This window comes from Liquorilactobacillus capillatus DSM 19910 (genome assembly GCF_001434915.1).
GTDB classification, from domain to species: Bacteria; Bacillota; Bacilli; order Lactobacillales; family Lactobacillaceae; genus Liquorilactobacillus; species Liquorilactobacillus capillatus.
In genome coordinates this window covers 73,525-99,755 of the sequence record NZ_AZEF01000006.1, presented here as the reverse complement: position 1 = coordinate 99,755, position 26,231 = coordinate 73,525, and the positions used below count along the sequence as shown (strand labels likewise).

The 26,231-nt window shown below is 38.0% G+C and carries 29 protein-coding genes and 1 other annotated feature; of the genes, 3 read left to right on the top strand and 26 right to left on the bottom strand.

Annotated elements, in window-relative coordinates:
* Window positions 1–107 precede the first annotated feature (107 nt).
* From FC81_RS01155 to rnz, 5 genes are read right to left on the bottom strand one after another with little or no spacing between them, the layout of a single operon-like run.
* Window positions 108–626 carry an adenine phosphoribosyltransferase gene (locus FC81_RS01155; RefSeq protein ID WP_057742206.1) on the bottom strand — a complete coding sequence of 173 codons (519 nt, stop codon included), beginning with the start codon at window positions 624–626 and terminating at the stop codon, window positions 108–110.
* 13 nt (window positions 627–639) lie between these two features.
* On the bottom strand, window positions 640–2,955 hold the full coding sequence (recJ, locus tag FC81_RS01150) for a single-stranded-DNA-specific exonuclease RecJ (RefSeq protein ID WP_057742203.1): 2,316 nt from the start codon (window positions 2,953–2,955) through the stop codon (window positions 640–642).
* An 11-nt stretch (window positions 2,956–2,966) separates the two neighbouring features.
* The gene (locus FC81_RS01145; RefSeq protein ID WP_057742201.1) at window positions 2,967–3,320 is read right to left on the bottom strand and encodes a lipopolysaccharide assembly protein LapA domain-containing protein; all 354 of its coding nucleotides are present in this window, start codon (window positions 3,318–3,320) and stop codon (window positions 2,967–2,969) included.
* A gap of 14 nt (window positions 3,321–3,334) precedes the next feature.
* Entirely contained in the window at window positions 3,335–4,144 is an 810-nt protein-coding gene (locus FC81_RS01140) for an SDR family NAD(P)-dependent oxidoreductase (RefSeq protein WP_057742199.1), read from the bottom strand.
* A gap of 13 nt (window positions 4,145–4,157) precedes the next feature.
* Complete coding sequence (gene rnz, locus FC81_RS01135; protein ID WP_057742196.1) at window positions 4,158–5,096, bottom strand: ribonuclease Z; 939 nt, start codon at window positions 5,094–5,096, stop codon at window positions 4,158–4,160.
* Window positions 5,097–5,307: 211 nt separating this feature from the next.
* On the opposite strand from rnz, the gene FC81_RS01130 reads away from it, so the two are divergent.
* Window positions 5,308–5,592: a hypothetical protein gene (locus tag FC81_RS01130; RefSeq protein ID WP_057742194.1), complete on the top strand. Its 285-nt coding sequence runs from the start codon at window positions 5,308–5,310 to the stop codon at window positions 5,590–5,592.
* Window positions 5,593–5,701: 109 nt separating this feature from the next.
* On the opposite strand, the gene FC81_RS01125 is transcribed toward FC81_RS01130, so the two are convergent.
* Both FC81_RS01125 and obgE read right to left on the bottom strand, forming a co-directional pair.
* Complete coding sequence (locus tag FC81_RS01125) at window positions 5,702–7,603, bottom strand: acyltransferase family protein (protein ID WP_057742191.1); 1,902 nt, start codon at window positions 7,601–7,603, stop codon at window positions 5,702–5,704.
* A 48-nt stretch (window positions 7,604–7,651) separates the two neighbouring features.
* Window positions 7,652–8,965, bottom strand: a complete 1,314-nt coding sequence (gene obgE, locus FC81_RS01120) for a GTPase ObgE (protein WP_057742189.1) — start codon at window positions 8,963–8,965, stop codon at window positions 7,652–7,654.
* 352 nt (window positions 8,966–9,317) lie between these two features.
* On the opposite strand from obgE, the gene FC81_RS01115 reads away from it, so the two are divergent.
* Window positions 9,318–10,229 (top strand): cation diffusion facilitator family transporter, encoded by a 912-nt coding sequence (locus FC81_RS01115; protein WP_057742186.1) that lies wholly within the window; start codon window positions 9,318–9,320, stop codon window positions 10,227–10,229.
* A 71-nt stretch (window positions 10,230–10,300) separates the two neighbouring features.
* Here FC81_RS01115 and uvrC read toward each other — a convergent pair whose 3' ends face one another.
* From uvrC to FC81_RS01100, 3 genes are all read right to left on the bottom strand, one after another.
* Complete coding sequence (gene uvrC, locus FC81_RS01110; protein WP_057742183.1) at window positions 10,301–12,079, bottom strand: excinuclease ABC subunit UvrC; 1,779 nt, start codon at window positions 12,077–12,079, stop codon at window positions 10,301–10,303.
* Between the two features lie 301 nt (window positions 12,080–12,380).
* Window positions 12,381–13,118: an amino acid ABC transporter ATP-binding protein gene (locus FC81_RS01105; protein ID WP_057742181.1), complete on the bottom strand. Its 738-nt coding sequence runs from the start codon at window positions 13,116–13,118 to the stop codon at window positions 12,381–12,383.
* Window positions 13,111–14,571, bottom strand: a complete 1,461-nt coding sequence (locus FC81_RS01100) for an ABC transporter substrate-binding protein/permease (protein ID WP_057742178.1) — start codon at window positions 14,569–14,571, stop codon at window positions 13,111–13,113. Before FC81_RS01100 ends, FC81_RS01105 begins: the two co-directional genes overlap by 8 nt.
* A gap of 224 nt (window positions 14,572–14,795) precedes the next feature.
* Between FC81_RS01100 and FC81_RS11210 the strand changes: the two genes are divergently transcribed.
* Window positions 14,796–14,927: an SPJ_0845 family protein gene (locus FC81_RS11210; RefSeq protein WP_268871900.1), complete on the top strand. Its 132-nt coding sequence runs from the start codon at window positions 14,796–14,798 to the stop codon at window positions 14,925–14,927.
* A gap of 142 nt (window positions 14,928–15,069) precedes the next feature.
* Here FC81_RS11210 and FC81_RS01095 read toward each other — a convergent pair whose 3' ends face one another.
* The 16 genes from FC81_RS01095 to thrS form a co-directional block, all read right to left on the bottom strand.
* Window positions 15,070–15,369 (bottom strand): nucleoside triphosphate pyrophosphohydrolase family protein, encoded by a 300-nt coding sequence (locus tag FC81_RS01095; RefSeq protein WP_057742176.1) that lies wholly within the window; start codon window positions 15,367–15,369, stop codon window positions 15,070–15,072.
* A gap of 20 nt (window positions 15,370–15,389) precedes the next feature.
* Entirely contained in the window at window positions 15,390–15,974 is a 585-nt protein-coding gene (gene yihA, locus FC81_RS01090; protein ID WP_057742173.1) for a ribosome biogenesis GTP-binding protein YihA/YsxC, read from the bottom strand.
* A 169-nt stretch (window positions 15,975–16,143) separates the two neighbouring features.
* Window positions 16,144–16,323: a 50S ribosomal protein L32 gene (gene rpmF / locus FC81_RS01085; protein ID WP_057742170.1), complete on the bottom strand. Its 180-nt coding sequence runs from the start codon at window positions 16,321–16,323 to the stop codon at window positions 16,144–16,146.
* 90 nt (window positions 16,324–16,413) lie between these two features.
* A complete protein-coding gene (locus FC81_RS01080) occupies window positions 16,414–16,947 on the bottom strand; it encodes a YceD family protein (protein WP_057742167.1) in 534 nt (177 codons plus the stop codon).
* 79 nt (window positions 16,948–17,026) lie between these two features.
* Complete coding sequence (locus tag FC81_RS01075) at window positions 17,027–18,175, bottom strand: nucleotidyltransferase (protein WP_057742166.1); 1,149 nt, start codon at window positions 18,173–18,175, stop codon at window positions 17,027–17,029.
* Window positions 18,176–18,189: 14 nt separating this feature from the next.
* The gene (locus FC81_RS01070) at window positions 18,190–18,930 is read right to left on the bottom strand and encodes a class I SAM-dependent DNA methyltransferase (protein WP_057742163.1); all 741 of its coding nucleotides are present in this window, start codon (window positions 18,928–18,930) and stop codon (window positions 18,190–18,192) included.
* A gap of 2 nt (window positions 18,931–18,932) precedes the next feature.
* Window positions 18,933–19,289 carry a ribosome silencing factor gene (gene rsfS / locus FC81_RS01065; RefSeq protein ID WP_057742161.1) on the bottom strand — a complete coding sequence of 119 codons (357 nt, stop codon included), beginning with the start codon at window positions 19,287–19,289 and terminating at the stop codon, window positions 18,933–18,935.
* Between the two features lie 18 nt (window positions 19,290–19,307).
* Entirely contained in the window at window positions 19,308–19,901 is a 594-nt protein-coding gene (gene yqeK, locus FC81_RS01060) for a bis(5'-nucleosyl)-tetraphosphatase (symmetrical) YqeK (protein ID WP_057742158.1), read from the bottom strand.
* Complete coding sequence (locus tag FC81_RS01055; protein WP_057742155.1) at window positions 19,894–20,529, bottom strand: nicotinate-nucleotide adenylyltransferase; 636 nt, start codon at window positions 20,527–20,529, stop codon at window positions 19,894–19,896. The genes yqeK and FC81_RS01055 overlap by 8 nt, the downstream gene beginning before the upstream one ends.
* A 24-nt stretch (window positions 20,530–20,553) precedes the next feature.
* The gene (gene yhbY, locus FC81_RS01050; protein WP_057742153.1) at window positions 20,554–20,865 is read right to left on the bottom strand and encodes a ribosome assembly RNA-binding protein YhbY; all 312 of its coding nucleotides are present in this window, start codon (window positions 20,863–20,865) and stop codon (window positions 20,554–20,556) included.
* Window positions 20,866–20,875: 10 nt separating this feature from the next.
* Complete coding sequence (gene yqeH, locus FC81_RS01045) at window positions 20,876–21,994, bottom strand: ribosome biogenesis GTPase YqeH (protein WP_057742149.1); 1,119 nt, start codon at window positions 21,992–21,994, stop codon at window positions 20,876–20,878.
* Window positions 21,987–22,520: a YqeG family HAD IIIA-type phosphatase gene (locus tag FC81_RS01040; RefSeq protein WP_057742146.1), complete on the bottom strand. Its 534-nt coding sequence runs from the start codon at window positions 22,518–22,520 to the stop codon at window positions 21,987–21,989. Before FC81_RS01040 ends, yqeH begins: the two co-directional genes overlap by 8 nt.
* Window positions 22,521–22,679: 159 nt before the next feature.
* Complete coding sequence (rplT, locus tag FC81_RS01035; protein ID WP_057742143.1) at window positions 22,680–23,039, bottom strand: 50S ribosomal protein L20; 360 nt, start codon at window positions 23,037–23,039, stop codon at window positions 22,680–22,682.
* Between the two features lie 160 nt (window positions 23,040–23,199).
* Window positions 23,200–23,400 (bottom strand): 50S ribosomal protein L35, encoded by a 201-nt coding sequence (gene rpmI / locus FC81_RS01030; RefSeq protein ID WP_057735940.1) that lies wholly within the window; start codon window positions 23,398–23,400, stop codon window positions 23,200–23,202.
* Window positions 23,401–23,429: 29 nt separating this feature from the next.
* Window positions 23,430–23,930 (bottom strand): translation initiation factor IF-3, encoded by a 501-nt coding sequence (gene infC / locus FC81_RS01025; protein ID WP_057742141.1) that lies wholly within the window; start codon window positions 23,928–23,930, stop codon window positions 23,430–23,432.
* A 43-nt stretch (window positions 23,931–23,973) separates the two neighbouring features.
* Window positions 23,974–24,106: a sequence feature (ribosomal protein L20 leader region), on the bottom strand.
* A 72-nt stretch (window positions 24,107–24,178) separates the two neighbouring features.
* Window positions 24,179–26,137, bottom strand: a complete 1,959-nt coding sequence (gene thrS, locus FC81_RS01020; RefSeq protein ID WP_057742138.1) for a threonine--tRNA ligase — start codon at window positions 26,135–26,137, stop codon at window positions 24,179–24,181.
* Window positions 26,138–26,231 lie beyond the last annotated feature (94 nt).

The following is a 26,231-nucleotide window of genomic DNA, read 5'->3' as shown; positions in this document are numbered from 1 at the left end:
AGCCAATTTGTTTGACTTACCCCCTTACTTTAACATGAGCTTATACGTAGCAATATATTTTAAGTGTTGCCTTTATAATTAATATTTCAAGCTGGCAATTATTCCAATTAATAATGCATCAAGGTCAGCACATCATAGTTTCTTATTTTTTCATGTCCTTTTAAAGCATCAAGTTCAATAATAAATGCGCAGCCTACCACAATACCACCTAACTGTTCAACAAGGTCAATCGTAGCTCCAATTGTCCCTCCCGTTGCAAGCAGGTCATCGGTTACTAAAACATGCTGACCAGGTTTAACAGCATCTTTATGCATGTAAAGTTCTGATATTCCGTATTCCAAGTTATAGGTTGCTTTGACTGTCTCACGAGGTAATTTTCCTTTTTTACGCGCTGGTGCAAAACCTACACCCAGTTCATATGCTACTGGACACCCAACAATAAATCCTCGTGCTTCAGGACCAACTATCATCTGAACATCCTTATCACGCGCAAACTGAACAATCTGTGCTGTTGCCTGCTTGTAAGCTTCACCATCAGCCATCAGTGGAGAGATATCCCGAAAAACAATTCCTTTTTCAGGATAATCAGGTATACTAGCCACATACTTCGTTAAATCTAATGCCATTAAGAACGCTCCTTTAGTTTTCAACTATTATATGCTGGAGAACCCAATGTTTCAGCTCATCGGTTTTACTTGTTATAAGAAGCTTTTCAGCCTCCATTAACTGCTGCCTAGAGTGATAACTGGGTGCCTCTTTTAAATCAACAACCTGGTTACTGCTGCATCCCGTCATTAATCCATTATCCATTCTAACAAATCCGACTTCAAAAAACACCTGTAACATGAAAATCAGCAACTCTTTTTTTACTGCAAGGTATTCAGCTAACTGTGGTAGTTTATTTCTGATATCAATTTTGGGATGCGTCATTACAAAGCGATAAGTTTTTGCAAAATCACTTCTTGTTGGCATCCCATCTGCATAAACAGGATGATAGGGATACAGGATCAGTGTTGCTAGCGCAACCGGTACTTTCCTTAAAACGGCCACAAATACTTCCAATGACGGTGGACAATCAACAAAAATTAGATTTTCTGTTTTCAAGTTACCCAACGGGGTATTCATACCAATTATTATCCCAGCCGATGCAGGTAAATAATCTTTTACCTGGTAGTACAATTTTTCATTAAAGAAAACATACGTCCCCTTAGTAGTAAACATTGATTGGTTTAATTTTTTTGCCCGCTGATCGATTACTGCTAGTCCCTGATACAGTAAATCTGAAATAATAATTTGCGGTCTAACTTTATTTTGCCACACATTCTGCCCCAGCTGACCTACAAATTTTAAAGGACCACTGTCTGCGACAATTGCATTACCTTTCTCACCAATCGAAAAGGCAAGTGCATCAATTTTTTTACCCTTTATACCAAGAGATATTTTTAGATGATTTTTCTTTTGACCAATCAATTTCGCACCATAGACCTTATAATCAGAAAAAGCAAAAACTGGTTTTGAATTACCATTACCATAAGGTGCAAGCTTCTTTAAATCCGTAAGCAATTCTGTATCAAGTTCATTAAATGATAATTTAGCATCAACCTTTAAAGATGGTTTAATAATAGTATCCAGTTTCTGTTTTTTAGCTTCTTGGTCAAGTATGCTTTGCAATTCGTCCAACTTAGCCAGCTTAACAGTCAAACCGCAAGCCATGTGATGTCCACCGAAGCTTTCCATCAAGTCACGATGACCATCTAAAGCATCAAAAAGTTGAAAAGCTACCACCGATCTCCCTGAACCCTTAGCATTATTATCAAAAGCACTTAAAACAATTGACGGCCGGCCTGTTTTTTCAACTAAACGACTAGCAACAATTCCCAGTACACCTTCGTGCCATCCCTTATGGCAAACTAAATTAACTAGGTGATTGTTTCTTCTACTCTCCAACTCCGTGAGAGCCGCTACCGTAGTTTCTTCAACCAACTGCTGCCTTTTTTGATTTAACTGCTGCACTTCTTGCGCTATTTTTTGTGCTTTCTCTTCATCCAATGTTGTTAACAACTTAACTCCAATAGAACCCGTTTTTAATCTTCCCAATGAATTTAATCGCGGAGCTATTCCAAAACCAATATTTTCTTCATTAATTAACGATTGGGTCAAGCCCGCGACCTGATATAAAGCTATCAGTCCCGGGCGCTGCGTATTTTGCAGCATTTTCAAACCGAAAGTAACTAATGCTCTATTTTCGGACACAAGAGGAACTAAATCGGCAACAGTTCCAATTGCGACTAAATCCAGCATTTCTTGTGGAACCTCATCAAGCAACGCACAGGCTAATTTAAAAGCAACGCCAACGCCTGCTAACTCGCCAAAAGGATAGTCTTGTCCTGGATACCGTGGATGAACAATAGCGTAAGCAGCAGGTAATTTCTGCGGTAATTCATGGTGATCTGTAATGATAACATCAACATGACGTTCATTCGCATACTGAATTGCTTCAATTCCCGAAACACCATTATCAACAGTCACGATTAATTCAGCTCCACCATCTATCAGCCGTTGATATGCATCCTTATTTGGGCCGTAGCCGTCTTTAAAACGATCCGGAATATAATATTCTACCTCAGCCCCTAGCTGCTCTAGCGTCTCATACATCAGCGTTGTACTGGTAATGCCGTCTGCATCATAATCCCCATATACAACAATCTTCTTCTCAGCAACAATAGCTGCCTGAATCTTTTCTACAGCTTTTTGCATATCATGCATAAGAAAAGGATCATTTAAATCAGCGTCGCTTGGGTTTAAAAACTTTTTAATCTGTTCAACTGTTTCAAAACCTCTATTTATTAATAACTGAATGACTAACGGTTTTAAATTTAATTCTTGTGCTATTTCTGTCACTTTATCTTGGTGCTCAATGGGAGCAAAATTCCAAGTACACCGCGCTCCAAACAAAAAACCAACTCCTACTTAAGTTCTGTTGACGATCCCTTTACACTGCGTTTATTCATTCGACGTTGGTACTTTGCTGTTACCTCAGCTAGCTGTTTCTCATACCGTTTTCTTTCCTCATCCTTGATATCAGCGGTCCTTTGACGGCTTTCTTTAAGTTCTGACTTTAACCGTAAGGTTGTAACTGTTGCCATTAAAAATGCGATCAACACCCCTAACAAAACAGAGACAATCAGCACTAAAACTAAGGGTAGGCTAAACTTCCAAAAACCTAGACTAATCTCAACTGCTTGTGTGTTAAGCAATGCGAAAATAACGATTAGTAGTGTAACAACTAAGGCTGCGATAAGACGTCCTTGATTTTTCATGACTTTCACTCCTCTTACTTTTTGTTAAATATATTTCCAGCCAAATAATCTCCCGCCCACGGGCAGACTTGATAACAGTGATACATAATTTGAAAAACATACGGTAAATTCAATTCTCGCCGGTTTGTGCCAATTGCTTTGACAATCTTTTGAGCTGTCTTTTCAGGATCCAGTACAAATAAACCAACATTTTCTAGATAATGACCACTCTTATCTGCAATGTTAAAAAAGTCGGTCTTAATTGGTCCAGGATTAACTGTCAGAACACTAATCCCTAAAGTCTTCAATTCTAACCGCAATGCGTTTGAATAACCTAAAACAGCTGCCTTAGTAGCTGAATAAATAGCTGCTTTGGGTGTTGCTATCTTTCCAGCCACAGATGCCACATTGATAATCGCACCGCGTTTTCGTTTCGCCATCTTTAACGCTGCATACTTAGTTAGATACATCAAACCAAGGACATTTACTCTAAACATCTTTTCAGCGATTGCCATGTCAAAATCCAATACTTCTTCCATTAAACCAAAGCCGGCATCATTCACTAAAACATCAAGTGGGCCCAATTTATCTTCAACTTTATTAACCACTCGTTCAACCTGTTCGGGTTGTGCAACATCTAGCTTGATTGGCAGTGAAAGCCTGCCTGACAGCTCTTGACACCGCCGGCTAACAGTTATCAGCTTATCCAACCGCCGTGCACAGACAACTACGATAGCTCCTCTTTGGGCTAGTTGATAAGCAATCTGTTCTCCTAAGCCTGAGGATGCCCCGGTCACTAATGCAACTCGGTTACGCAGGTCCTTTAAGTAGCGGTAATTTTGCATTTAATCTAATCTCCTATCTTTTTGAAAAGGGAACTTTAAAAACATCAAAATCATTTGCTAGTTTAGTATTCTTAAATACCTTTTGCGCATCTTTTTGAAGCATGTTTGCCTTTTTACCAACATAACGCGCTGAAATATGGGTTAAAATAAGTTTTTTTACTTTTGCTTTCTTAGCAACCTTAGCTGCTTGGACACAGGTTGAATGATAGTAGTTATGTGCAAGTTGTTCCTCATTCTTAGCAAAAGTACTCTCATGTACTAAAACATCCGCATTTTGTGCTAATAAAGCAATATTAGCAGTCTGTCGCGTATCACCTAAAATAGCAATCGTACGTCCCTTTTTGGGCGCTCCTAAATAATCCTGGCCTCTGATGATCCGACCATCAGCGAGTGTTACAGTTTGTCCCGCCTTCAATTGCCCATATAGGGGACCAGCCGGAACATGTTCTGCACGCAACTTGTCGACCATCAATTCACCAGGATAATCTTTTTCTTCAACCCGAAACCCAAAGCATTCAATTCGATGATCAAGATATTTAGTAACAACACGAAAATGATCATCCTCAAAAATAGTCTCTTCACTATTAAGTACGACAAAATTAATTCGATACGATAATTTAGTTTGTGATACCCGCAGGCTTGCTTGCACAAAGTCTTGGAGACCCTTTGGCCCATAAATCGTTAAAGGTTCATTTTTCTGTGCTCCCTGAAAAGAACGGCTGCTCAAAAAGCCTGGCAACCCAAAAATATGGTCTCCGTGCAAATGTGTAATAAAAATACGTCTTATTTTACGTGGACGAATTGTTGTCCGTAAAATTTGATGCTGTGTTCCCTCACCAACATCGAAGAGCCAAATCTCATTAATCTCTTCGAGTAGTTTTAATGCAATTCCTGTTACATTGCGTGTCTTGGCTGGAGATCCAGCACCTGTTCCTAAAAATTCTAATTCCATCCTCTAGTCCAATCTATTAGTCATGACTCATTCTTAAAAGTACCGACTATTTTTTTATTAATTCAAGTAACCTTCCTACATGAAAGATTATACTACATTCATAATTATACGCTAATCTGTTGTTAAAAATCCGCGCAACTTGTTTGGTTCTCTCACACATATTATAATATTAGCATAAATAAAAGAAGATTATTTTTAAGGAGCATTGAATATGCGGTTAGCTGATTTTAAACTTTCATCTATGGATTTAAGTGGTTCCTTCCGAATCTTTTTCGAAGCAGACGGCTGCTTACGACCCATTGTTTCGATCAGAAATATCCACCAAAAAATTATCTTTACTTCCACCGATCAGGGAACTCCATTAACCCTAAATGAATTACGAAAATCCTTTTTTGAACTTTCAAATGATTATGCCCCGCTTTTTATCACCCTAAATGATCAAGAAAGGCTTATTTTTGGCTATAGGTTGACTTCCACTCAAATTCTACTTTCCTAAATCACCGTGGCGCCACTTACTAGACAATAGAAAAGGCCAGCAATTATCCTTTAATTGCTCAGCCTTTTAAAAATACTGTATTTTAATTTACCTTTTTAACCTACAACCCTTATTTTAAAATATCCTTAGCTATATAAGTACTGTAATACTTCAACCCATATTCATTGGGATGAACGTTATCATCGTAAAACCAATCTGGATGGTTTTGACTGTAAGTATACCAGTCAATAACTTTTAGATTAGGGTATTTCTTTGCAGCCGCAGTCAATGAATCATTAACTTGTCCTTGCCACCGACGTGTTGGAACATGCGTGTTAATCCAATAAACTTTTCGCTTACCAACAACACTCATAACTGAATCTAACTGATCATCTGTAAAAGGTCCATTGGTCCCTATGCTCAATAAAATAATATTGGCCAACTTCCCACTATTTGCCAGACTTTGTAAAACTGCAATTGCATCCTGCATCTGTCGACCGACTTTAGCATCGATATACATTTGCGGAAAAATGCTCTGCAATTTAACTGAGCCATCAGCCAGTACAGAATCACCAACAGCTGTTACTCTTAGTGTCTGTGCTTTTTTGGCCATTGCTTCACTCAAACCGTCTGTCTGTGCAGCTGTGTTACTATCAGTTTGTTTTCCCTTTTCTTGAACTGTAGCCACAGTCTTTTTATCTTGCTTCAAAGCTTGACTTTTTTCACCTGTTTGGATATCTTTTTTATTATTTTTAGCAACCTTCTCCTTATTTGCCTGCAAAGCATCTTGCAACTGTTGGTCACTTTTAGAAGCAGTTGCACTAGGCTGCTGAACTGCTCCAATCAAGGTCAAAAAGATAACTGCTACTGCTCCTGTTGCCCAAAGGCGTTTCCAGCCGTAGCGAGACTTCTGTTTAAAGAATTCTAAAACAAAATCCCTGAAATGAGCATAATCAAAATGCTGTAGTGGACGCTCAATATACGTATAAGAAAGGTGACTGATAACGACGATAATAATAATTTCAATTAACGCGTGCAGCCACGGGTGTGCTGCAATATTAGTCACATGTGCTTCATAAAAAATCATTACTGGATATTGATAAAGATATATTCCGTAACTCCTTTTACCTAACCAAGAAAAGTAGCGATTAGTCATCAGTCTATTCATATCTGCACCAGGATGAGCAACCGTAGCGATAAAAATCATCGCAAGTAAAGAGAAGAAAAACATCCCCCCATGATAAGTTAAACTACTCTCACCTGGCATGGTGAAAAACATCCAGATGATAAGAATCAGCGAAACGATTCCGACAATATTCAAGGTATGCTTAGCCATATTCGTTAATTCTTTTTTCAAAGAAGTACTTGGCCAGACAATAGATAAAGAAGCGCCGAGTAAAATAGAAAACATCCGTGTGTCAGTACCATAGTAAACTCTTGATGGATCCTGCCCCTCTTTGTAAAGCAGTGCCATCAATAGTGCCGAAATAAATGCAGCAATGAAGATAATATCAAAAACTGGCTGTTTCCTCCGAACAAGAGTCCACAAAAGGATCAACAATAAAGGCCAGAATAAATAAAATTGTCCCTCAATCGAAAGCGACCAAAGATGAGTAAAAGGTGACTGTGGCCCAAACCGATCAAAATAAGACTCACGGTGTACTACTTGAAACCAGTTATAAACATATATAAAGTTCGTTACCATAACTTGCCGAATATTCGTTAATAGTTCCCGCTGAAAAAGTGTGATATACGAAACGGTAACTAAAACCATGGTCACTAATCCCGGATAGAGTCTTTTAATCCGACGTTTATAAAAACTGATAATATCAATACGACCATTTTGCTGCATCTCTTGGTTCAATAAATCAGTAATCAAATACCCTGACAAAACGAAAAAAATAGGAACCCCTAAATATCCTCCTTGGATACTGTAGGGCATTAAGTGAAATAATATTACCCCTATTACGGCTAAAGTTCGAATACCATCAAAACCGTTAATATAACGGCGCTTTTTTAAATTTCTATTCATTCTTTTAATCAACCTCAAAATTTTAAAACATTTCGGAAAGTATTATTCCTATTCAACAAACTCAAACGTAAATTTGCCAATTCTTACTAAATCGCCCTGTTTAGCACCCTTTTGTCTTAAGGCTTCATCAACGCCCATCCCTCGAAGCTGACGTGCAAATCGCATAACACTTTCATCGTGGTCAAGATTTGTCATCTTAAATAGTTTTTCAAGCTTTCCACCACTCAAAATCCAGACAGCATCAGGATCACGTTCAATCTTGAAGTCAGCAGCTGGGCCCTCTTGATAAACATACTCTGAAACTTCTTCTTGCTTCTGCAATTCACGTTCTGCCAGTGTCGGGAAGACAGGTGTCTGCTCAAGAACATCAGCCGTCCGCAACAATAATGCTTTTAAACCTGTATGAGTTACAGCTGAGATTTCGATTACCTCTGGTATTTTCTTTAAGGTTCGATCATTTTGGATCTTCTTTTTAAATTCTATTAAGTTTTTACTTGCTTCTGGTAAATCCATCTTACTTGCAACGACAATTTGTGGTCTTTCAAGTAGGCTAGGATCATAATTGCTTAATTCTTGATTTATTTTAAGAAAATCGCTATATGGCTCTCGACCATCTAAACCACTCATATCAATAACATGCAAAATAACTCTTGTTCTTTCAACGTGACGTAAAAACTGAATCCCTAACCCCACACCTTGTGAAGCACCCTCAATTAATCCAGGTAAATCAGCCATCACAAAATCACGCCCATCCTCCAAACGAACCATTCCTAGATTGGGAACAAGCGTTGTAAAATGATACTCTGCAATTTTGGGCTTAGCACTAGTAACTGCTGCAAGTAACGTTGATTTTCCAACTGATGGGAACCCAACTAAACCAACATCCGCTAAAACCTTTAATTCGAGCTTCAAAAGCAGTTCAACACCTGGCTCGCCATTCTCAGCAATTTCAGGGGCTGGGTTACGGGGACTTGCAAAGTGAATATTACCACGTCCCCCACGTCCGCCTTGTGCGACGACTAATTCATCACCTTCATGTAATAAATCGCCTAAAATCTTATCTGTTTCGGCATCGGTCACAGTCGTTCCCTCAGGAACGGAAACATATAAATCTTGCGCTCCCCTGCCATACATTCCCTTGATCATACCTTTACCGCCGCTTTTTGCTTTAAAATGGCGGTGATATCTAAAGTCCATCAACGTGTGCATACCTTCATCGACCTTTAATATAACACTTCCGCCTTTACCACCGTCACCGCCGGCCGGTCCACCGTTAGGAACATATTTTTCTCTTCTAAAAGCAACCATGCCGTCGCCACCATCTCCGGCTTTAACGTTTATTTTCACCTGATCTACAAACACTTAACCAACTCACCTTTCTCTAGATGGGGCATTTAATAAAAAAACAATATATCGTTATTTTTGTTTAATTTAACCATGTCAAATATTACTCTTAACGGTCATTAAATATTCTCCCGCCTTGCATCACTATACCAGTTTTAACCTTTTTGGTCAAAATTTGTATACCAATATAATAGTACTTTAAATCTTTTTTCACAAACAAAATAGCTATATATTTTCTTTAAGTTAAAACTATTCTATAATTAACTATCTAACAGACTTGCAAGCCTTAACAACTTGTGTAAATATAGATGCTATATCTAAAAAATATGGTTGGCCATGTCAGCCAACCAGCTTATCAGGGAGTCTTTCTATGCAACAACGATATTACAACTTGAAAATCGCCCAAAAAGGTGTTCTTATTAGTCTTGCGGCTTATATTACATTAGCACTCTTAAAAATTATTATCGGACGTCTCAGCCACTCTGAAACGTTATTAGCCGATGGTTCAGGCAATGTTACTGATATTTTTTCTTCATGTGCCATTATGATTGGACTGCGTTTAGCACGTCGTCCTCCCGATGAAAACCATCAATATGGGCATTGGCGAGCTGAGACACTGGCAACACTGATAACTTCATTTATCATGCTCCTAGTGGGATTGAGTGTCCTTTATTCCTCAATTAATGACTTTATACTTGGGCGAAATGAAGTCCCCGATATCTATGCTCTTTTCGTTGGTCTATTTAGTGGTTTTATTATGTTTGGTGTCTACTTGCACAATTCACACCTAGCACAAAAAATCGATTCGGCCTCGCTGCTTGCTATTGCCAAAGATACGCGTAATGATGCGTTAACAAGTTTTGCAACATCCGTTACAATTGTGGGAGCTAATTTTAAAATGCCTTGGCTGGATAGTATCGTTGCTTTACTAATTGGACTTACTATTTTAAAAACAGCTTATAGCATTTTTGCTGACAGTGCTTTTTCACTCTCTGATGGCTTTGACGATACTCTCTTAGCCGAATATTCCGCAGCAGTTAATGAACTCCCTGGGGTTGAATTAGTTCACAACATTCAAGGACGGTCATACGGGGCCAACATTTTTGTAGATATTATTATCTGGGTCGATCCACAAATGTCAGTCCGTGAAAGTCATCATATCACTGAAAAAGTTGAAAGTTTACTTCGCCGTCAATACGGTGTTTTTGATACCGATGTTCACGTCGAACCATGGGATGTAGACTATGAACCTATGCAACCCAACGAATTAAATAGTCACTAATACTTTCGCACACACGTTATGCTAAGAAATCCTCCAAGATCTCAGTTCAACTTGGGAGGACTTTTTATTTACTAATGACTATTTTTTAGGCTTAATTTAATAGTTTGGGCAACTTTTTTAGAAATACCCAATGCTTGAAGATCCACAACAGTCGCCTGCTCAATTTTTTTCATTGATCCAAAATGTCGTAGCAGTTTGACTCGTGATTTTGGCCCAACGCCTGGGATCAAGTCCAATCTTGATGCTAGTGAATTCTTAGAATGTGTCTTGCGATGAAAAGTAATAACAAAGCGATGGACTTCATCCTGGATTCTTTGAAGCAAATAAAAACCTTCACTCTTGGGGTCAAGTGGAACTTTCATAAATCTATCGTTCATTAAATCAGCAGTTTTATGGTATTCGTTTTTGACCATCCCTGCAACGGGGATAGTCAAACTCAATTCATTCTCAAGCACATCTTTAACAGCTTCTATTTGAATCGCTGCCCCATCCATTAAAATCAAATCTGGCAGCTGAGCATGTTCCTTTAATAGCCGGGTATATCGACGTCTAATAACCTCACGTGTACTCGCAGCTTCGTCTGCATGATCGACTGTCCGCAACTTATATTTACGGTATTCATTTTTCCGCGGTCGCCCATCAACAAAACAAACCATTGCTGAAACAATGTCTGCCCCCTGAATATGTGAATGGTCAAAAGCCTCTATTCGATGCCCTCTAGGTAAGTTAAGTGCTTGTGTAATCTCATCCATTGCGCCTATTGTTTTACGATCATCCAATTCTAGTAGCCTGAACTTTTCTTCTAATATCAAGCGAGCGTTCTTTTGAGCAAGTCTCAACAATTCTCTTTTTTGTCCCCGATAGGGTGTCCGAACTGGTCTCTTCAAAATATCAGCCAAAATTTCCTTACTTAAAGTTTCTGGAACTAGTATCTCTCTTGGCATAACATTGTTTTTACGATTATAAAACTGTAAAATAAAGGACTCCAACTCTGCTTCAGGTGTATCAATACATGGGAAAATACGTTTTTCGCGCTTAATTAACCGCGCTTGTCTGATAAAGAAAACCTGAATAGAGATCCAACCTTTATCCATATAAAAATTAAAGAGATCACGTGGAGTATTATCATTTGAAATAATCTGCTGCTTTTCGACTGTAATTTCCACATAATGAATCTGATCCCTAATTTCAGCTGCTCGTTCAAAATCCAAACCAGCGGCGGCTTGCTTCATTTTCTTAGTCAGGGTTTGTTTAATACGACCCACATTCCCGTTCAAAAAAGACTTGATCTTCTTTATCTGCACATCATATTCAGCAGCTGAGACCTCTTTAAAACATGCACCTAAACATTGTCCCATATGGTAATACAAACACGGACGTTTCTGATAACCATTACAGCGACGAAGTGGATAAACTTTCTGCAATAGTTGCATTGTTTCTTCCGCTGCATATACATTTGGATATGGGCCAAAATAATAGCCACCATCCTTTTTTACCTGACTAACGATTTTGATCATTGGGTCTTTTTCATTAGTTATTTTGATATATGGATAACCGGTTCCGCGTTTTAACTTAATATTGTAGTATGGTTTGTGCTTTTGAATGAGCGTTATTTCCAATAAAAAAGCTTCTTTGTCTGTTGAAGTTATAATAGTTTCAAAGTCCCTGATTTCAGAAACCAGCTTAGCTGTTTTCCCTTCATGAGCACTCTTAAAATAAGAGCGTACTCGGTTCTTCAGATTTTTAGCTTTCCCAACATAAATAATCTGACTATTAAGATCTTTCATTACATAGCAACCGGGTAAATCAGGTAGTAATTTAAGTTTTCTTTCAATATGCGGTGTTGCCACTTTAAGAACATCCTTTCGCTGTGTAAATCACTCTCATATTATATTACAGCCTGCAATTACTTTATAGGATGAAAAAGCATTAAATAAAGAAGTCTTACAGTAACTCCCCACTTACAAACATTAAATATTACTTAATTAGTCTCTGATTACCTGTCATTAACCGTGACTAACCAGCACAAAATAAAAAAGTGACTAAGTTAGAATGAAGTGCCCCATAATAGTTAGACAAAAACCTAATTATTATGGGACACTTCAGAAACGACTTCTTATCCTAGTCACTACATTCATCTTGTCATTAATATTAGCTTAAAATCTTTGATAAAAAGTCCTGTGCACGCTCTGTTTTAGGTGCTGTAAAGAACTTTTCTGGCGTACCTTTTTCTTGAATTGTTCCCTCCGCCATAAACCAAATTTCATCCGCAACTTTTTTAGCAAAGCCCATTTCATGTGTTACTACAACCATAGTCATTCCTGACTCTGCTAGGTCTTGCATAACTTTTAATACCTCACCCACCATCTCAGGATCAAGCGCTGAAGTAGGTTCGTCAAAAAGCATTACTTCAGGATTCATTGCTAAAGCTCTAGCAATTGCAACCCGCTGTTGCTGTCCGCCAGATAAACTTTGCGGATATTGCTCCGCTTTATCTGCTAAACCAACTTTTTCAAGCAACTCCTTAGCTTGTTGAGTTGCCGCTGCATCAGACATTTTTTTTACTCTCAGTGGAGCCAGCTTAATGTTCTCAATCACATTCATATTTGGGAAAAGATTGAAACTTTGAAATACCATTCCCATTTTTTCACGTAAATTGTTTAACTCATTTTCACTGATTCCAGTAAGATTGCTTCCTTCAAAAAGAACTTTTCCCGTTGTAGGGTCTTCTAAAACATTTAAACATCTCAGAAAAGTACTCTTTCCTGAGCCAGAGGGTCCAATAACACAGATTACCTGCCCTTTTGTTACTTCTTCACTAATGTTCTTCAGAACCTCATTGTCACCAAAAGATTTTCCTAGATTTTGAACTTCGATTAAATTAGGCATGTTTCATCTTCCCTTCAAAATAACCTAAAACTTTAGACAACCCGAATGTCATTATAAAGTACAACACCATTGCGATAAAAATTGGAATGACACCCTTATAAGTTGCTGACTGAACTAACTGCATTTGATACATCAAGTCTGTGACACCAATAATTGAAACAATTGAACTCTCTTTGATTAATGTAACAAATTCATTTCCGAGAGCCGGCCAGATGTTTTTTAAAGCCTGTGGAATAATAATATAGCGATACGTTTCTCTTTGTGACATCCCTAAACTTCTTGATGCCTCGGTCTGTCCTGCCGGAATCGATTCGATCCCAGAACGAATAACTTCTGCGACATAGGCTGCTGAGTTCAAGGAAACAGCTATAATACCAGCAATCAACGCTGGTAGAGATTGAATAATCGCCCCTATCCCAAAATAAACGAACATAACTTGGACCATTAAAGGTGTTCCACGGACAAATTCAATATAAGCAACCGCCAAAGCATGTGCCAATCTGTTGCGCGACAAACGCATAATTGCAAATAAAGTTCCTAACATAAAACCGAAGAACACTGAAACAACAGTTATTATTAAGGTATATTCAATCCCTTTGACAAAGTACGTCCAATAGTTTGCCATCGAATTCGTCTTACTATTAGAAGTCATATTTTTGGCCGCAGTTGGAATGTACTCCTTATTAATAAGATCATCTTTTTTAACCATTGCAATCGTCTTGTTGGCTGCGTTAACCAGACTATCAGCCCCCTTAGAGAAACCAATTGCTGATCCCGTCTGACTCTCATCAATATCAAAACCCGGATTGATAACTTTTAAAGTATGATTATTTGATGCAAAAGCTTTAGCCGTCGCTTCTTCCATTGCAACTGCATTAACTTTCTGTGACTGAAGTGCTATGACTAGATCATTTAATTTTGCCAATCCTTTGACATCGTTGCCTTTCATCTGGTCTTTAACCAGCGAATATTGTAGTGAACCTGTCTGGGCACCAATCGTCTTTCCTTTAAAATCTTTAATCTTTCTAAATTGAGCTGCATCTTTTTTATTGATCAGCATATACTGATCACCAGTATAATAAATATTAGAAAAAGAAACACTTTTTTGTCTTTCAGGTGTAGGGTTCATCCCAGCAATTACCATATCTACTTTGTGCGTTTCTAAAGCTACTAAAAGTGAATCAAAGTTCATATTTTTAACTTTCAACTTCACTCCGATATCTTTGGCAAATTTCTGAGCGAGTGAAATATCAAGCCCAACATATTTAGTTTTACCATTTTTTTTAACTGTAAACTCGTAAGGAGGATAGTCAGCACTTGTCCCTACTACTAACGTCCCCTTATCTTTGACCTGTTGTAAAGAATTATCACTTGCAGCATTCACATGCGTAAGAGGTGTAATAAGAGCTAATAGAAAAACAATTATAAATAAAAAAAGGCTTTTTTTCTTCATACAGATTTTCTCCTTCTACAATAATATCTGTTGCTACAAGAAGCAGTATAACCCATTTAGAATTATTATGCAATAAATTCCATTAATAAGCACTGTTTATTCATAAAAAAGCTAATAATATTCTTTTTATACAAAAGCTAGTTAATTGAAATTTTCAGTAAAATCTGTTATCCTGTTGGAAGTAACTAGACTAATACCTTAAAACAAAGGAGTGATTTTACCTTATGGGGCTTACAGTCAACCGCCAAAATCAATTAGACAAACTCTTTGAGAAGTTTGCCGTTGATCCTATTCAACCACCTAAAAAGAAAACAGACGCTACTAAAACTGAAAAAAAAGAGACTAAAAAAAAATAATTTGATGATAGTCAAAAAGTCTAAACAAGCTGATTCTTCTTTCAAGGCTTTATCTACGGTTCCCTCCTTGAAAGCTGACTTACTACTTGTTTAGACTTTTTTATTTTACTCATATTTTAATAAGAGCTTTACTGGTATCGTTTTACTTATCTTGCGCAAAACCATGTGGATAGCGCTGGTTAAGTGTTTGGATATTGTTTTGGGCTATTTCATCGAAAGGAATGTCTGCCCAAGCTGCAATCTGTGACAAATACCATAAAACGTCTCCTAATTCATGGACCATTTCTGCACGATTGAGGTCCTTACCTTTAAACGTATAATTTTTGATTAAATCAATCACTTGTCCGCTTTCACCAGCCAAGCCTAACGCACAATTTGTTAAAACCTGCTCATTACCATACAATGTCCGTTTAGCAGCTTCTTGATATTCATTAAATTCCATTAAACATCTTCCTTTCAATCTTACTCAACCATTTTTTCAATCCAATCCCACACAAGCTCTTTACCCGTTTTGTTAACAGCAGAAAATAAAGCATAATTATCGTGATTTAAAAAACTTGTTTTCTTCACTGCATTACTTACCATTTTATTCCACTTTGAACGCGGTATTTTATCAATTTTGGTTCCAACCGCTAAGAAGGGAAGCTGATAATAATGAAGAAACCCCAGCATCTGTATATCAAGTTCAGTCGGTTCATGACGTGCATCCATCAACGCGATCACACCCTTTAGATTAGGTCGTTGTGTTAAATAAGTTTCAATCATTCGGCCCCACTTGTCCCGTTCTTTTTTCGAAACCTTCGCGTAGCCGTACCCTGGAACATCAACTAAATATAATAAATCCTCAACATTATAAAAATTTAGTGTTTGTGTTTTCCCCGGTTGGCTAGATGTTCGTGCATAGCTTTTACGGTTAATAAGCGTATTAATAAGTGATGACTTGCCCACATTAGAACGCCCAACCAAGGCTATTTCTGGAAGTCCCTCAACTGGATACTGTTCAGGTCTGACCGCACTAATTGTTAGTTCAACATTATGTACTTTCATTTACGTTGTTGTCCCTCCTCTTTGACCTTGTTAAATTTTACCACAGATTTAGTTTTTCCCTCTACTCTTTAAAAATAAGTTTCATCGAAAACTTTTTTTCATAATAAAAAAGCACTCCATGACATAGGCTGTCTGGAATGCTGCTGCTTTATTGCATTTGGAGTTCGTCTTACTTCGATAGTTTAACGACTTCCTTATCACCATAATAACCACAACTTGAGCATACATGATGTGATTTTCTTAATTCGCCACAATTTGGACAAGCACTCATACCTGGTACTTGCAGTTTGTAATGTGTTCGACGTAATCTCTTACGTGTCTTTGAAGTTTTACGTGCTGGTACTGCCACTGACAGCCACCTCCTTTAAATTAATTAAAAATTATTCAACAAGAAGAATTGTACTTTGTATTCCTTAGTTTTGCAACTATTCCTTAAGCTTTAATCGTCATTTTTAAAAAAATCCTTCAATTTAGCCATCCGAGGATCAACATCATTGCTGTTTTTGGCTTTATGATCTTCTTCGATTAGATTCCAATCATTTCCCTTTAAATCAGCAGCTTGCTGTCTTTCTTCTGTTGTCAAAACTTTCGTCGGAATCTGTAGTAAGATGTTATCTTCAAGGATCTGGTTTAAATCAATAACATCATTTTCTAAAATAATAACGACGTCATTTTCATCAAAACGTTCTATATTATTATCATGGTGACTAACATAATACTCACTAATATCAAACTTAAGCGGAACCTCAACTGGAACTAGCGATCTGGTTGATGGTACCGTCACTGTCACAGCTACTCGCAAATAACCTAATAGCCCAAGGGTATCTTGGGAAAAAATACCCTTTACATGTGCCGGTGAAATAGCTAGGATGTCTTCATCGCGAGCCTTGATTGACACAGCAATATCAACCATCGTATCAACCTGAAGAGGTTCGGAACTGTTCTGACTCAGTTCGCTCAGAGACCATTTCATACAAATCTCCTCCTAATGCAACAACCGTAATTATACCTTTCTCCCAAAGTAATGTCAACGTTTTTTCCTTGACAGCACTTTAGTGGATCCGCAACGGTATGTGTCTTAAATCTTGTTTAACTCCAGTAGCTAAAGCGTACACATTACCAGCACGATAGTCTAATTGTAGAGTGCTCTTTTTGTTATCTTTCGTTATTTTAGTAATTAGCGGATAGCAGCTACTTTTCTTTACTTTATTTAAATGACATTGTCCTCGGAAACTAAAGCCTAATAATCGCAAATAAGGATTTTTCTCAACTTCTTCAACTTCTCCAGACGTAACCTGAACCAAAATTGCTACCGCTAAACGAGCCAACCGGGTATAGGTGTATCGTTTTGATTTGACGGCTTTAAGCCAGTCATCGAAAGTAGCATCCTCTGGAAGTCCTTCCAATTGCTGTTTTACCCGGTACTCCAGCCCCTCACCAACACCATACAGACTTCTTATTTTTTGTAAAGAACTTGTTTCAATTTGATAACGCAGCAAAGGCCAAAAATCATTCCATGAAATCAACGGCTGTTTCATTATTGCCTTATAGGTAATTTCAGGCACATAGGTCTTAACATCTTTTATCTTTCGTGCCTGCAACTGTTTTCTAATCGCTGAAGCACTGGCAATATTTTGCTTTTTCTGTAATATAAGATCATGATGCCCAGCAATTATTCGCTGTAGCGGTACCAGCCTAAAACGTGCATTTAAACGGACATTGGCACGAGCATACGCTAATCCTAGCAAGTCATTAGGAGTATCTACACTGTACCCTAATTGTGTATAGACGGCCCGTTGATATGCAGCTGCATATGATTCATTATATTTAGAAAAGTCTCCATGAATATTCAGTGTTTTTTCCGCCATTAGATTGAAATCATACTCCGCATGTTCTGCACCAAAGAAGAGCTGCTCAACTCCCATCTCTTTCAAGATCTTCACCGCACCTAATGCAAAACGATCTGCCGGTTGAACGCAAAAAGCCAAGGGCAGCTCAACAACGACATCAACACCTGCTGTTAAAGCTTGGCGCGTACGCGTCCACTTATCAAGACATGCTGGTTCCCCTCGCTCCAAAAAATTCCCACTCATTGCAACAACAATTGTTGCAGTGGGAAACTGTTCTCGAACTTGCTCAAGCTGGTATAGATGTCCGTTATGAAAGGGATTATATTCAGCGATTATTCCAACTACTGTCATGGGCATCCCTCTTTCTACTTTTTATGGCAGACAAAAAACCATCTATCTGTTGACTGAGAAATCTCTTTTTGCCCAAAAGAAGCCGACTTGCTAACTTCTTTAAAGCCAGCTGCATTAAGCATCTGCATATAATCAGCTAGCGGGTAAGTTCGTTCATGATGGGTCTCACTTAAACGGGTATATCCATTAGTTAGCTCGTCATAAACAAAAAAAGTTAAGTCATGAACCACACTATGAGATTTTTCACCACTATAAGACTCCCAGATGAAGGCTCGTTCTTCATCTGTATAATTGTACATATACCCTGGATAGACGACATCCGTCTGATGGGGTGAGATTACATCAAAGATGAAAGTTCCGTTGGGATGTAAATGAGCAAATACCTGTTCAAATACTGTTTGCATCGCTTTTTTATTTTCTAAATAGCACAACGAGTCAAGACAACAAGTAATTACATCAAATTGTGCTAAATCATTTAAAACCAACATGTTGGCTTCTACCAAAGGTAAAGTAACATGCGCGTTTCTAGCTCGTTCTTCAGCTAATGCCAACATATCTGATGATAGGTCAGAGCCAGTAACGTGATAGCCCTTCTGTGCAAGTAAAATTGCTAGCCGGCCTGTCCCACATGCAAGGTCAAGGATACTAGCGGTCTCAAGTTTAGGAACCTGCTGCTCGATAAAATGCTCCCAACAGCGGTACATCTCTGGTTCCATCAATTCGTCATATAATTGAGCAAAAGTTGTATAAATCATTACTAATTAGTTAACCATTTAGTGATCTCAACAAATGGTGCTTCTGACCAGAGCTTTTCTAAATTATAAAAATGACGTGTTTCCGTTTTGAAAACATGAACTATGACATCAGCTAAATCAATCAGTATCCATGTACCGCTATTTTTCCCTTCAACTTGTTTGATTGAAATTTTATTTTCCGTAGCCTTTTCTTCGATTGCATCAGCAATTGCCTTAACCTGACGTTCTGAATCAGCTTGCATAATAACGAAATAATCAGCAACGTAACTTATTTTTTGAACATCCAGTGCTACAATATCCTCTGCTTTTTTACTATCAGCAGCCTCAACAACTACTTTCAAAATATCTTTACTATTCATTTGATTCTCCTTCGTTTACTATTCAGTTACCCAGCGATTATAAGTTGCTATTGCTGCTGGATAAATTATTTTATTTGCAGCTAACAAATACTGCAATGTGTGTTTGGTCTCAAAAGAAACAGCTTGATCCAAGTCATTAAATGCAATGGTCCGTGCAAAAGCAACATCCGGGAAAAGACGCCCTTTCTCAATAAAATCGGCTACATAAATGACTTTATCTAACTGAGTCATTGTAACTGCTCCTACCGTATGACGTCTAACTGCATTTAAAATTTCAATATCATTTATTTCAAGCTCAGCTGCTATAATCTCAGCCCCAACAACACCATGCCAGATAAAATTATTCCAATTCAAAAGATCAGAATTTAATTTTTTATGCTGAATAACACTTTTAAACTCCTCTGGACTGCGTTCCTTAGCGTAGTCATGCACAAGTGCTGCAATACTGGCTTTTTCAACTTCAACATCATTCCGTTGTGCAAGCTGCACTGCAGCTTCTTCAACTCCCAAAATATGTTGATAACGCTTGGGGCTTACACTTTGCTGAACTCTAGCACAAAGCTCAGTACGAGTTCCATTAAAATAGCCTTGATGATACTCTAACTCAACCATTGTACAATCCTCTTTCCTTGATATACTTCTCAACAGCATCCGGCACTAAATATTTAATTGAACAATGCTGCCGTAGTTTTTGTCGGATCAAAGTTGAACTGATCTCAATTAAGGGTATATCTATCCACATAATTGGATAGGGACTCTGACGTGGATAGCCATGGCGCGCCACTCCTACAAAATGGACCATCTTTACTAATTGCTCGACCTTATGCCATTTAGGTAGATAGGCTACCATATCACCACCAATAATAAAATAAATCTCATAGTCAGGGTGACATTCTTGCAAATATTTAATACTATCGTAAGTATAGCTCACCCCACCACGCCTTAATTCACATTCTTCAATCCGAAAAAGTGGATTTCCTGCTATACTCAAAGCAACCATTTTTTCCCGCTCAGCTGCAGCGATAGATTCCTTATGGTCAACGTGTGGCGGGTTATCATCCGGCATAAAAAAAACTTTTTCCAACCCTAGTTGATCAGCAACTTGTTCTGCAATAATCAAGTGCCCTAAATGCGGTGGATTAAATGTTCCACCTAAAATACCAATTCTTTTTTTATTTCCACTAAAATTAAGTTCTGTTGTGGTTAAAACTTGTGGTTCTTTTACCGTTTGGACGGTCAAAGTCTACACCTCCGAGATCTCAATCTATAATTTCTTTAATTCATCTGAGATAATGCGATTCTTAACATTGTCTGCTGGTCGGTAAAGAACCAGAATATGTCCAATTTCTTGAATAACTTGAAAATCTGTTTTTTCTTCCAGATAGGCACGTGCTTCATCTGTTTCAAAAGGTGCGCTTTGCAAAAGATTGACCTTTATTAATTCACGTTTATTTAAAGCCCTTTTTACCTGTTCAATCCATATAGCGTTTAAACCTTCTTTTCCAATTTGAAATAGCGGTCGCATTGAATGCGCACGTGCTCTTAAAAAGCGTTTTTCTTTTCCTGTTAGTGACATTATTTCCTCCTTATATCATTGCTCGTCTCAAAGTAACCGCAACACCCTTAGGTGCCCAGCCAGCAACTATCGTATCCGCATTAACTGTAATCCAACCTAAGCCTGCAAAAACGAGATCACTTTTTTGAGCTATCTTAAATTCGAAGCGAACAAGTGGTGGCAAGTTTTTCATATTTTCTGCAAATGGCGGCTGCAATAACTCACCAGCATGCTTTTCATAAAAAATTGCAGCATTACTCGTCTTCGTCCGGTGAATCATTAAGTTATTGTCAACATATACGACGACACCTTTACGCTCACCTTTTAAATAATCAAAACGCGCTAACGCCCCTAAGAAGAGGGTCTGACCAGAACCTAACTGATAAACTTTAGGTTTGATTTCTTTTTGAGGAACAGCAATATTTAATTCTTTACCGACAAGAAAATGTGTCATCTGCTGCTGATGGATAACACCTGGTGTATCAATTAATGAATGTTCATCATCAAAAGGTATTTCAATCTTATCAAGCGTCGTTCCAGGAAAACGGGAAGTTGTAATCAGTTCAGAAATCCCCGTTTGTTGCTTAATAATTTGGTTGATCAAAGTTGACTTGCCAACATTAGTAACCCCCACAACATAAACATCACGACCCTCGCGGTATTTATCAATCAATTTTAATAGTGAATCAATCATATGGTTCTTTTTCGCACTAATTAACGCAACATCTACTGGTCGTAGCCCCTGCATGTTAGCACTTTGTCTGATCCAATCCCGCAGTTTGGAACGTTTTAATGATTTAGGCAGTAAATCTTCTTTGTTTCCAACAATAAGGATAGGATTGTTCCCTACAAAACGCTGCAAACCCGGAATAACAGAACCACTAAAATCAAAAAGATCAACAACATTAACGATCAGTGAATCAGTTGCGCCAATCTGTGTCAAAATTTTTAAAAAATCATCATCTGTCAGCGCCACATCAGATACTTCATTATAATGGCGCAACCTAAAGCAGCGCTTGCAATACAGATCCTCTTCCTCTGTGTTTTTCTGAATCGCCGAAGCCGGAACATAACCAAGTCCCTTAGGATCAGAACTCTGAATCGGTGCCCCACAGCCAATACAATACAGCTCTTCGTTTTCTTTAATCATCTAGTGAATGCCTCCATGTAGCCGAAATAGCTTTATCTTTAATTAACTTTTTCTTGATTATTCTTTCAAAAAAGCGATTTATTCTTGTATTCCATGCATCTGTCTCAATAATAGGTTTGACTAAAACACTTCTAATACCGGCTGCATGTGCTGCCGCAACATCAGTTACTAGTTGATCACCAACTAATATTAAATCATGGTTTTTAAGCTTTAACTCTCGTTTAGCTTTATTTATTCCATACGAAAATGGCTTTAATGCACGGGAAATAAATAGCAGCTTAAATGGAGCAACAGCCTGAGCAACACGTTTTTTACTGTTATTTGATACAACGACCACCGGAATTGCTTCTTCCTGCATTATTTCTAACCAGTGTTTTAGTTCTGCTGTCCCATTAGGGTTATTCCATGCAATTAAAGTATTATCTAAATCGGTTAAAACAACCTTAATTCCCCTTTTTTTTAACTCGGCTGGTTTCAAATCATATATTGATTCAAGCATCCAAGTTGGTTTGAAACGTGTAAACATACAATACACTCCTAATTTTTCTTAACTAATTCATTATATGCTACTTCTATCAAATTACGCAAAAATTATTGTCACCACAGTCTCAACTATAAAATAACCCAGATATAACAAAAGTCTAGAACAAAATTGTCCTAGACTCTATCTTCTTGTTCAGGTTACTTACTTAGCTAAAGCTCTCTTTGCTTCTTCAACAATTGAGCTGAAAGCAGCACTATCATTAATTGCTAAGTCGGCTAACATTTTACGGTTTACGTCAACTTCTGCTAACTTCAACCCGTGCATCAATTTGCTATAACTAATATCATTAACACGTGCAGCAGCATTGATCCGTGCAATCCACAACTTGCGGAAGTTAGATTTAGTCTTACGACGATCACGGAATGCATATTGGTATGACTTCATAACCTGCTGTTTAGCAACCTTAAATTGGATATGTTTTGATCCGCGGTATCCCTTTGCTAATTTAATTACTTTTTTACGACGTTGGCGTGTAACTGTTCCACCTTTAACACGTGGCATGAAAATTCCTCCTTAAATTGACCTAAGGGCTAATAAATAAAGTATTATCCGCACTACACGAATGACCCTTAGAACAGATACCTCTCTGTAAGAGATATCACTAATCATACATAGATGACCTCATCTTATTATTATTCCAAAAAACTTTTCTAATTAATTATTATTTAACTTGTGAAAGCATCTGTTTGATACGTTTCATATCTGAACTAGATACCATTGAAGCCTTACGCAATTGACGACGTTGCTTCTTTGTTTTTCCGTGGAAACGATGACTAGTAAAAGCATTTGAGCGTTTTAATCCGCCATTTCCTGTTCGTTTGAAACGTTTTACTGATGCGCGATGTGTTTTTTGTTTTGGCATAATACTTTTTTCCTCCTATGTTATAAAGCCTATTTCTCGGCTTTAGGCGCTAACATTAAAAACATGCTACGACCATCCATTTTAGCTCTTGATTCAACCGCTGCAATATCACTAATTGCTTTTGAGAAACGGTTTAAAACATCATAACCGATTTCTTTATGCGTAATTGCACGGCCCTTGAAGCGAATAGACACTTTAACCTTGTCCCCTTTAGAAAGGAACTTGCGTGCATTCTTCATCTTGGTATTAAAATCATTAGTGTCAATTGTAGGACTTAAACGCACTTCCTTAACATTAATAACCTTTTGTTTCTTCCTCGCTTCACGCTGCTTCTTTTGCAGTTCGAAACGATATTTTCCATAATCCATGACTCTGGCAACTGGCGGTTTTGCTTTTGGTGCAACTAAAACTAGATCCAAATTCGACTGTTCAGCTAAGCTTAAAGCTTCCTGCTTGGACTTAACACCAAGCTGAGAGCCATCACTAGCAATCAGACGCACTTCACGTGCTCGAATACCTTCATTTACCATTTTATCAACTGCTATGGTGTTTCACCTCCAAATATAATCAGAGAAAATACAGAAAAAGCGGAAGACTTATTACTAAGCCCCCCGCTTCCTTCACTTCATTTATTCCGAAATCCATTAGAAATGCCCGGGAACCGAATAGTCCTCAAGGCGAGAAGCGGGAGCTTCTGCTTTTTCCTCAACTTTAGGTATCATAACATTCTAAAGGATATTTAGTCAAGTCTTATTTTTAAAATCTTTTTTCAAATAACTTAGTCTTGCTTTGTTTCACGACTATAACTTGCAATGTCGGCTAAGATTTCTTCCAAAAATTCAGCTGTACTTACTTCCTTGGTATCATTTTCTCCATAGCGCCGAACTGCAACACCCTTTTCAGCTACTTCTTTATCTCCAACAACTAAAATATATGGAATCTTGCTGACTTGTGCCTGTCTAACTTTATAGCCCATCTTTTCATTGCGATCATCGATATTAACTCTAACATTACTTGCAACTAAGCGATCACGTAACTGTTCACAATATGCCAAATGAAGATCATTCTTAACAGGAATAATAGTTACTTGCTGTGGTGCTAACCAAGTTGGAAAGGCACCTTTATAGATTTCTGTCAAATAAGCTGTAAAACGTTCCATAGTCGAAACGATCCCACGATGGATCATCACTGGTCGATGCTCCTCACCATCGGCACCGACATAGTGTAAATCGAATTTCTCAGGTAATAGGAAATCTAACTGAATTGTAGATAAGGTTTCTTCTCCACCCAGCGCTGTTTTGGTTTGCACATCCAACTTAGGACCATAAAAAGCAGCTTCCCCTTCAGCTTCATAGTAATCAAGCTTAAGGTCATCCATTGCAGCTTTTAGCATTTTTTGGGATTTTTCCCACATTTCATCATCATCAAAATACTTATGTGTATTCTTTGGATCACGATAGCTAAGACGGAAACGGTAGTCCGTAATATCAAAATCACTGTAGACTGAAACCATCAACTGAAGAGTTTGTTTGAATTCTTCTTCAATTTGGTCTGGTGCAACGAATGTATGTCCATCATTTAACGTCATTTCACGAACACGAGATAAGCCTGTCAACGCGCCTGATTTTTCATAGCGGTGCATCATTCCTAATTCGGCAATTCGTAACGGAAGGTCACGGTATGAACGAATATGGCGGTTATAGATCTGAATATGCGAAGGACAGTTCATAGGACGTAATTCAAGCATTTCGCCATCCCCCATGTCCATTGGTGGAAACATATCTTCACGGTAATGATCCCAATGACCTGATTGCTTATATAAGTCAAGATTAGCAAGTACTGGGGTATAAACATGTTCGTAGCCACGTGAGACTTCTTTATCAATAATATACCGTTCAATCGTCCTTCTAATCGTTGCACCCTTAGGCATCCAATATGGTAAGCCCGCACCCACCTTGGGATCGACAAAGAATAAGTCAAGATCATTACCAATAACGCGATGATCGCGCTCGCGTGCTTCTTGACGGCGTTTCAATTCAGCATCTAGCTCTTTTTGTTTGAAAAAGACTGTCCCATAAACACGTTGCAACATTGGATTACTTGAAACACCCTTCCAGTAAGCACCTGCTACTGAGAGTAATTGGAAAATTTTGGCATTTTTTGTACTTGCGAGCTTAGCACCCTTTGAAACATCAACAAAATCACCTAAAACATGTACTGCAACTTGCCCATTATTGTCATCAGCTATCTCTTTCGCCAATTCCATCCGGTAAGGATCACCATCAACAGCTGCTAGTACCTCTTTTTCACTGAGTACTTTGTACTCGATTACCTTGTTTGCCTTCACAAGCTCTTTCATTTTTTGTGAGATCTTATCAAATTCAGTTTCAGCAACCTGTCCTTCGGCATTATCTGTATCAAAATAAAAACCGTGTTCAGTTACTTCACTTTTACCAAAATGCATCTTTGGATATAATTCAGATAGTGCACTTGCCATTAAAATAGCACCCGTCTGCCATAATACCTGTAAACCTTCTTCTGAATCTTTAGTAATGATCTTCAATGTCCCATCTTCAGACAAACCTTGTTGGTAATCAACCAATTGATCATTGTAGTTTCCTGCAACAGCCTTCTTTGCAAGACTAGTACTAATGGTTTTAGCGATTGCTTCTGTTGTAATCCCCTTATCAAATTCTTTAACGGCGCCATCTGGAAATTTAATCTTGATTTTCTCCATAATCTTTTCCTCCAAATTGTAATAAGATAAAAAAAGATCCCTAATGTATTCAATAAATACATTAGGGACGTTTTTACGTGGTTCCACCCAAATT